Source organism: Gemmatimonas sp., from assembly GCF_041689975.1.
Classification (GTDB): Bacteria; Gemmatimonadota; Gemmatimonadetes; order Gemmatimonadales; family Gemmatimonadaceae; genus Gemmatimonas.
On sequence record NZ_JBDNFF010000233.1, the window covers coordinates 1 to 7,267 of the forward strand.

Annotated in this window: 8 protein-coding genes; 3 read left to right on the plus strand and 5 right to left on the minus strand. The window is 66.0% G+C overall.

Annotated elements, in window-relative coordinates; all coding sequences use genetic code 11:
* A partial coding sequence (locus tag ACESNG_RS15005; RefSeq protein WP_373069558.1) for a glycosyltransferase occupies positions 1–797 on the minus strand: 797 nt, incomplete at its 3' end.
* Between the two features lie 9 nt (positions 798–806).
* Positions 807–2,774: an IPT/TIG domain-containing protein gene (locus ACESNG_RS15010; protein ID WP_373069560.1), complete on the minus strand. Its 1,968-nt coding sequence runs from the start codon at positions 2,772–2,774 to the stop codon at positions 807–809.
* A 1,135-nt stretch (positions 2,775–3,909) separates the two neighbouring features.
* Here ACESNG_RS15010 and ACESNG_RS15015 point away from each other — a divergent pair.
* Both ACESNG_RS15015 and ACESNG_RS15020 read left to right on the plus strand, forming a co-directional pair.
* On the plus strand, positions 3,910–4,257 hold the full coding sequence (locus ACESNG_RS15015; protein ID WP_373069562.1) for a type II toxin-antitoxin system PrlF family antitoxin: 348 nt from the start codon (positions 3,910–3,912) through the stop codon (positions 4,255–4,257).
* A gap of 1 nt (position 4,258) precedes the next feature.
* The gene (locus tag ACESNG_RS15020) at positions 4,259–4,627 is read left to right on the plus strand and encodes a type II toxin-antitoxin system YhaV family toxin (protein ID WP_373069564.1); all 369 of its coding nucleotides are present in this window, start codon (positions 4,259–4,261) and stop codon (positions 4,625–4,627) included.
* Between the two features lie 65 nt (positions 4,628–4,692).
* On the opposite strand, the gene ACESNG_RS15025 is transcribed toward ACESNG_RS15020, so the two are convergent.
* The 3 genes from ACESNG_RS15025 to ACESNG_RS15035 all read right to left on the minus strand — a co-directional run bounded on the left by ACESNG_RS15025 (position 4,693) and on the right by ACESNG_RS15035 (position 6,964).
* Positions 4,693–6,018 carry a HipA domain-containing protein gene (locus tag ACESNG_RS15025; RefSeq protein WP_373060053.1) on the minus strand — a complete coding sequence of 442 codons (1,326 nt, stop codon included), beginning with the start codon at positions 6,016–6,018 and terminating at the stop codon, positions 4,693–4,695.
* The gene (locus ACESNG_RS15030) at positions 6,015–6,338 is read right to left on the minus strand and encodes a transcriptional regulator (RefSeq protein ID WP_373069566.1); all 324 of its coding nucleotides are present in this window, start codon (positions 6,336–6,338) and stop codon (positions 6,015–6,017) included. The genes ACESNG_RS15025 and ACESNG_RS15030 overlap by 4 nt, the downstream gene beginning before the upstream one ends.
* A gap of 416 nt (positions 6,339–6,754) precedes the next feature.
* Positions 6,755–6,964, minus strand: coding sequence for a hypothetical protein (locus ACESNG_RS15035; protein WP_373069568.1), 210 nt, complete (start codon positions 6,962–6,964; stop codon positions 6,755–6,757).
* A gap of 54 nt (positions 6,965–7,018) precedes the next feature.
* Between ACESNG_RS15035 and ACESNG_RS15040 the strand changes: the two genes are divergently transcribed.
* Entirely contained in the window at positions 7,019–7,261 is a 243-nt protein-coding gene (locus ACESNG_RS15040) for a toxin-antitoxin system protein (protein WP_373069570.1), read from the plus strand.
* Positions 7,262–7,267: the final 6 nt, after the last annotated feature.

Below are 7,267 nucleotides of genomic sequence, written 5' to 3' on the forward strand. Positions count from 1 at the left end.
ATCACGCCGGTCAACGTGCGCGTCTTGCGCTCACCTTCCGCCTTTGCATCAAAGCTCCGCACGTCTCGAGCTTTCGCTGCATAGCTGAAAGCCACGCGGTGCCCACGTAGTACGAGCGACATCGGCACGTACACGTCATCGAGAAGCGTTCCCGCCGGGAGCTCTGTCCACAATGATTTACGCGTGGCATATACGGCACCCGTGACGCCAACGCTGGAGTGGATAAGCGACTCGTTGTAACGAAGCCACTTCTCCAGTCGCCAGTACAAATCCACCGGTGATGTCCCTCCGTCGCGACCGAGCTCCAACGCGCCGGACACCGCGCCGAACCGCGTGTCCTCCAGCGCCGCGACAAGCTGGGGAATGGTTTGCGCATCGAAGCGCTGCGCCGCATCGGCCATCACCAAAATGTCCCCTGTCGTGGCGCGCACTCCGGCATTCAACGTGGATGCTTTGCCGCCGGGTGCATCCCCAAGCACGACCCGAACGCGCGTGTCGAGGTCGCCGAGTAGCTCAGGCGTTGCCTTTGCGCCGTCCGCATCGAGCGCGATGATGACTTCCAGTAGCTCGGCCGGATGCGCCATGTCGAGCAGATTTGCGACACGGGCCTGAACGGATTCCACATCATCTCGCGTGGCCAGTACCACGGAAACGCGTCGCGTGGCACCGGCCGCAACGTTCGACACATTCGGCTGTCCCACGACCTTGGCGATGAGCCAGATCACGACGGGATAGCCGAGCCAGATGGAAAGGATAGCTGCGAATGCGGCGAACGCGATGACAGCGAGAATCGTCACGAGAGAAAACTACTCCACACGTACCACCGCCACCCGCAAACCCACCGGCGCCACCGGCGCGCCTCCTTCCCCGCGCAGTTCAATCAACTGCCCACCCACCTGCGCCCCGTCAAAGCTGAAGTAGCTGCTGCTGAACGCCCGCAGCTGCTGCACCGGCAGCACAAACGACCCGAAGCTCATCGCCCGCGCCTTGAGCGGTGCCGCCGAGAACGAGCCGGGGTACGTGCCGGCCAGACCGCTCCATACGTCGGCCACGTTCCAGCTCGGGAAGGTGAGCTGCTGGCGGCTCGGGGTGAAGCCCGGCAGATCGTCTACCGCGTTGGCCAGCGCCCAGTCGGCCAGCAGTTCGCCCGCGGGGCGACCCGTGCGTAGCGCGAGGTTGGCGAGGCCGGTGTGCGCGCCTCCCTTCACCAGTGCCTTGAGCCACGCGCCTTCGGTGGTCGCGTACTGGTCGGCGGCCCAGCGCACCAGCGACCATCCGCTGGCGTAGAAGGTCACGTCGTTGGCGGTCGACGCGCCCAACGGCGACAACGTGTCCACGCCGCGCAGATACTGGTGCAGCATCGAGAAGTGCTTCCACATCATGAGCGGACGGTCGTCGCACTGGTACACTTCACAACGCACCGTCGTGGCGAAGCCGGTGTTGCCCTTCCAGCTACCACCGCTGGTGAAGGTGCGCGAGTACAGCTCCTCGGCAATGCGCGCCGTGCTCTCTTCCAGCCACGACTCTTCGAACGGCGTGTTGCTCGCCAAACGCTCGGCGAAGCTGGCCAGGTGCTTCCCTTCGTGAATCACCGTGCTGCGCATGGCGCGACGCCAGTCGGACGGCGTTTCGGTGTTCGTGGCCACGCGGGCGTAGAACACTTCGTTCTCGTTGCTGGCGGCGAACGTGCTCTTGGGATAAAAGTTGCAGGCACTTACGTAGCCCGCCGTGCCGGCCACGGAGTCGTTCACGAAGCGTGTGAACAACATGGTCACGCGGCCGTCGCCGTTCATCGCGCCGTTCAACGCCAACGGGTCGCCGATGTTGTCCCGCAGCAGCGCGTACTGCACGCGGTCGAACTCGTCGCCGATCGCGCGATAGTCGGCGTCCATCGTGCGAGCGCGCGGCGCGGCCACGTCTTCCAGCACCACCGAACGCGAGCCGGCGTACACCACGCGGGCTTGCACATCGCGGCCGGCGCTGCAGCTGTTGTACAGCGCCTTCATCGTGACTACGTCGCCCACGCTCAGCGGCGCGGCAGCAGATGCCGTCGCCATGCCAAGGCGATTCACCGTAGTCGCGCGGACCGTGCTCCACTGCGTGGTGGCCGACCCGGCACGAGCGGCGATCGTGCGCTGCGCATCGAGCAGGTCGTCGTGCCGCAACTCGGCCGCCGCGGCTTGGCTCGCCACCAGCGATTCCGTGCGCAGGCCGGGGAGCAGCGACGTGTTGATGAGCGACGACGCCGCGGTGAGCGACGGCGACGACACCATACCGCCGAACGCCGGCGTGTTCTTCATGGCCGACATCTGGCCGGCCATCGCGCCGATGCCGGTGCCGCGTAGTTCGAACGCGCTGCTGGCCGTGGCGACGTCGCTGGTGTTCACCACAGCTACCACGTAACGGGCAGTGCCGGTGGTCGGGGCTACGAGTTCCGTGCAGCGCACGTCGGCGGCCGAGAGCAGGTTGGCCGACTCGCCGGCCTCGAGCGCTAGGCGGTTGGCGGCGCGCACGGGCACCGTGGTGGTGAGCACGGTGCCGGCCACGTTGAGCGTGACCGGCTGCGTGGCGGTGGCGGCGCAGGGGAGCGCGCCAACGGGGACCACGGCGTCGATGCGTGTGGCCGACGCGCTACGGACCTGCAGCGACACGCCGGCCACGGTGACGCTGATGGAGTCGAGCGCGTGGGCGAGGTGCTCGCCGGTGATCACCACGGCGGCGCCGGCCACCAGCGTGTCGGGCGAGAACCGGGTAAGGCGCGGGATCGCGGGCACGCTGTTCGTGCCTGAAACCGGCGGCGCGACCGGCGGCGTGACCTGAGACAGAGGGGCGACTGCGTCAACACCGCTGCATCCCTGCAACACTCCCAAAGCGCATGCCATCACGCCCACGGCACGCGTCGCCCGCCGAAATTCGCCGGCGATCCTGGAAGTCGTTGAATTGGATACAGTTATGGTCATATGCTCGACAGTCACCGTGTGGGCCCGATCCTTCACTCTGCAAGGAAGGGGGCAACTGGCGTGCCGGACTCGACCTTAGGGTCATTCTGATGGCTCTGTAAAGCGCTACGCCCTTACGATGCGCGCAGCCTTTACGAGTGATTCTCCGCAGACAATACGAGTGATTCCGCGCAGAGAATACGATTTTTCCTGCACGTTATGGATTTCACACGGACGCAGCGGGAGGCGCCGGCGACACCACCGCTTGGCATGCCTCATTCCGGGATTTCATCGGCGCCTACTGCAACGCGCGCTTCGGAGACGAGTGGTGCCTCTCGGCCGTGCACTCCATCCTCGACCTCACACCCTCTAATCCAGCGGATCTGCAACAGGTCGAGAAGAACGGTCCATTGCGTGTGCTGAGCCTGCACGTGGCACTCGTCCGAGTGCACGAGGGCTTCTTTCGGGCGATTGGCCAGCCGCGGTTTGCGAACGACATCGTGGGCACGATGACAACCGTGAAGTATCGGGTGGACGAACTGAACCCATTCCCGGATGACATCCCGAAGCTCGGTGGGCAGCGCGTCTTGTCTCCGTACGTAGACCGGATGCCTATCACTCGCTGTCCATCGAAGGCTATACCGTCAGCGCCGAGTCGCGAAACGCCATGGCGGCGCACGGCTACTATCTCGCGCATGCGGCTGTTCGAACGTCACTCGTACCAATGGTGTGGGACATGATATGGACGGGAACGGACGCCTGGGCCGGTTCGTGATGAACGCGATGTTGGCGTCCGGGCCTCGTGTGTAGGCGTGACGCAATCGGCGCCAGCGTCACCATAGCATCCCAACGCCTCTTCGTTTTCAACGATGGTGGGTGCCGTGACGCGCTTCGGCCTCACCGGTCTTGATGCCATTGAGCGTGTTGGTACACTTGTCACTACGCCTTTAATCCTCACCTCGGGCGCTTCATGTCATTTCACGCGACCGCAACCAAGGTCGGAAACTCCACAGGACTTCGGCTCGACGCCGCCCTGTACCGCGACCATCCGGAATTTGCGTCTGGCGAGTACGTGGTGGATGTGATTGCACCAGGGCGCTTGCTCATCAGTCCAAACGGACCCGACGAGCCGATGGCCGACGAGGACGCGGATCCGATGCTGGGCGCATTCCTCGCCTTCATGGATCAACAGATGTCCTCGAACCCTGCGCTGTTCACGCCTCTCGACTCGGCGCAGAGTGCGCTCATCGCGTCACTCGTCGAGGGTATAGACGCGGACGATGACACGGAGTTCCCAGCCGACTTCCGGATACCGTAGCGTGCGGCGCAATGGCTGGACGTTGCTTCGGTGGGACGCGTTCGCGACCTCGTGGGACGCGCTCGTTGCCGAGGTCGTTCGGCTCGAGGCACAGGATCCTGATGGGTACCATGACCATCCGAGTACCAAGTTCCTGAAGCGTTTGGCCGACGTCGCGCTCACGGAGATTCCGAGTGACCCCAGCCACGAGCGCTATCAACTGGGCACCGCGCTGGGCAGCGATGCGAAGTTTTGGCGGCGTGTGAAGAACGATCCCTACACAGTATTTCGGTCCATGCCCGTTCGCGGCAAGCCGCCGTCTTCGTGGCAGGAGTTAGGCGAGGCATGTGCTGAATGGCCATCCGATTCGGCAGACGATTCGGTCACGTGATCGTGTGCGGTGCGGAAAACCTACCTTCAGCCGCGAAGGGATTGGGGCCGCAATTCTTTGCGCCGTCAGCCACTACCCTGCACCAACTGTGCGGGCACGAGCCGGTCGCGCGTCTCGCGCACCGAGGCCTGCAGGGTCTCGTGCAGCCGCCCGAGTATCGGGACATCCCCGGCGAGCAACGTCACGGCGTGCACGGTATCGTCGATGGCAGCCAGTAGCCGGTCGCACGTATCGCCCGCGACCGTGGCTGCCCGGGCCGGCGTGACACCGAACTCCCGGGCCGCCACGCGCAGCGCGTGCGCCGAGAGCGCCTTCGCGTGCGTCTGGCCCCCGAAGCGGAGCGGCAGTTCCTCGGGGTCGAGGTCGGGGTACACGAGGGTACAGGTCACGTCGTACGCGGGGGCGAGCCGCACGCCGGCCGGCGTATGCAGCAGCGTCACGTTCTTCGCGTGCGCGTCCCGATTTCCGAGCGCGAGGTTCGCCACGGCCCAACGCAGGAGCCGCTCGGCATCCTCTGCGGGCGCCGCTCCCGCACGCCGCAAGACGGCACAGAGGTCCTGGTACCCCGGGGCTCCTGTCGAGGCGTACTTCTGGAACGAGGTGCGCCCGGTGACCTGGCACCCGTCCTCGGCGTGCAGCCGGGTCACGGTGTCGTGTTCCTCGAGCACGCGGTCGAACCGCACCGTCTCGTATACCGCCGCATCCAGCGCGTGCACCGCGCTGGCGGCCGTGGGCACGCCGGCGGCGGCCATGAGGCGCATGCACAGCAGCTCGTTGTGCAGCAGGCCCGGGAACCGCTCTTCCCGGGCATGCTTCACGAGCACCGTCGAGGGCGCCCCGCGCAAGGGGAAGCGGTACAGCGGCTCGCCTGGCGCGGCCCCGGGTCCGCTGGGCGGGCGCCGGAAGAGGACCAGCTTGTCTTGGGCGCCGCTCAGCGAGAGTCGCCCCCGCTTCATGACCTGCGCGGGCGAGCTGCGGACGCTCGCCTCCTGCGCGCGCCCCATCGCCAGCGCCGCACGCACCTCCTCGGCGCTGCATGGCGCGTACTGCGGGCTGGGCGGGGGAAGTTCCCCCTCGGACCACAGCGACAGAACGCCAGCGCACTCGCCGCCGAACGCGGCGAGGAGGCCGACCACGTCGCCCTCATCGACCTTCTCCGTCTTCGCGAGATAGCCGCGGAGGTCGCCCTCAGGCAGGAGGTTCTCGAAGCAAGGGCGTACCTGATGGTCGTCGAACGCACCGGCGCGCACGGGCAGCAGGACGCTCACCGCAGCGGCGCGGTCGCCCAGCACCGCCGCATGGTACGCGAACTGGAGGCGCGTTCCTTCCGCCCAGAGGGTCCCTACCGGTCGGCGGTCCCGGTAAACGGTCAGGCGTCTCGGCGCGGTCATCGGTCCTCCCGATCACCCGGCGCCTGCAGCGACAGCGAGGGGTCGCGCGGTACGAGCACGACATCGAACCCCATGCCCGCGAGGAGGTCCAGCGCCTTGTCCAGGCGGACGCCGCGCTCGCCACGCTCGAGCTCCGCCAGCAGGCGGCGCGTCACGCCGAGCATGCCCGCGGCGTCGCCCAGGGGTCGGCGGTGCCGCGTGCGCCACCAGCGCACCACGCGGCCCATTTCGCGGAGCGTCAGCACGACACCGCCCCGCGCGGCGGCATCATGCGGCGCGGGGTCAAGCGGCGGCAATGGTTCTGGCAGGACTGTTCGCATGGGACATTGGGTATTGGTTCAGACCCCCAAAGGGGCCACAAAAGGCCAGGAAGTTTAACTGACCCCTAGGGGGCCCTGTACGCGGCGTTTCGCACGGCCGGCCCTCAAAGGGGCACGATAATACCTTGACATTTATCGTACCCCTTTGAGGGGCCTATAGCAAATTGGTGGAGGATCGACGCCAGGAGCCGCAGGCCCCGGAGCGAGCGGACGTAACTCCAAGCGGCGACAGACATTGCGGTCACCACCACCGTTAACCAGCCTCAGCTTTTCGTCGTGGTGGCCGGTTTTAATGAAGCCCACCGAGGCAAAGAACCTCGTACTCCTTTCGGACAGCGAATCGAGGTATGCCCCGTGTGCACCGACGGCCTCGGCACCCTGGGTACAACGGTACAGTGCGTGCGTGACCGCCTCTTCTATACTCGGCCCTCCGAACGCTTTTTGCCGAGAGCGGGTAGAACCCCAGACAGTCCGCTCGTGTGGTCAAGTACGTGCGCGCGCGCGTGCAGCGCTGAGAGCGTGAACGGACTGGCATCCAGCGGCACCGATGCCTCCCATGCGCCCGTCGTGCCGCCGCCGCCCGGCGGCCCCAGCGCCCTGCGAAGCAGTCCGTTTGTGACGGACATGTTTACAAAACCGTCTATCCCGTAGTAAACTGACCAGTAACCGGAGGAGTCATCATGGCACAGACGCGAATTCTCGACAGCGACCACAGGCTCTTGCAGGAACTGGCCGCGAGCACGGGGAAGCAGCAGCAGGAAATCATCCACGAAGCGTTGGCGGCATTCCATCGCGACCGGATGCTCGACGAGATCAATGCCGCATTCGCGACGGTCAAGCGGGACGACGGTGCGTGGCGTGAAGAGCAGTCGGAGCGCATGGCATGGGACGGCACGGCCGCAGACGGTGTAACGAGTGAGTAGTGGTGG

What these genes read in the sequence shown, in the direction of transcription:
- ACESNG_RS15015 (WP_373069562.1), top strand. Translation starts at nt 3,910, where the DNA reads ATGTCATTTCACGCGACCGCAACCAAGGTCGGAAACTCCACAGGACTT.
- ACESNG_RS15025 (WP_373060053.1), bottom strand. Translation starts at nt 6,018, where the DNA reads ATGACCGCGCCGAGACGCCTGACCGTTTACCGGGACCGCCGACCGGTA.
- ACESNG_RS15030 (WP_373069566.1), bottom strand. Translation starts at nt 6,338, where the DNA reads ATGCGAACAGTCCTGCCAGAACCATTGCCGCCGCTTGACCCCGCGCCG.
- ACESNG_RS15035 (WP_373069568.1), bottom strand. Translation starts at nt 6,964, where the DNA reads ATGTCCGTCACAAACGGACTGCTTCGCAGGGCGCTGGGGCCGCCGGGC.
- ACESNG_RS15040 (WP_373069570.1), top strand. Translation starts at nt 7,019, where the DNA reads ATGGCACAGACGCGAATTCTCGACAGCGACCACAGGCTCTTGCAGGAA.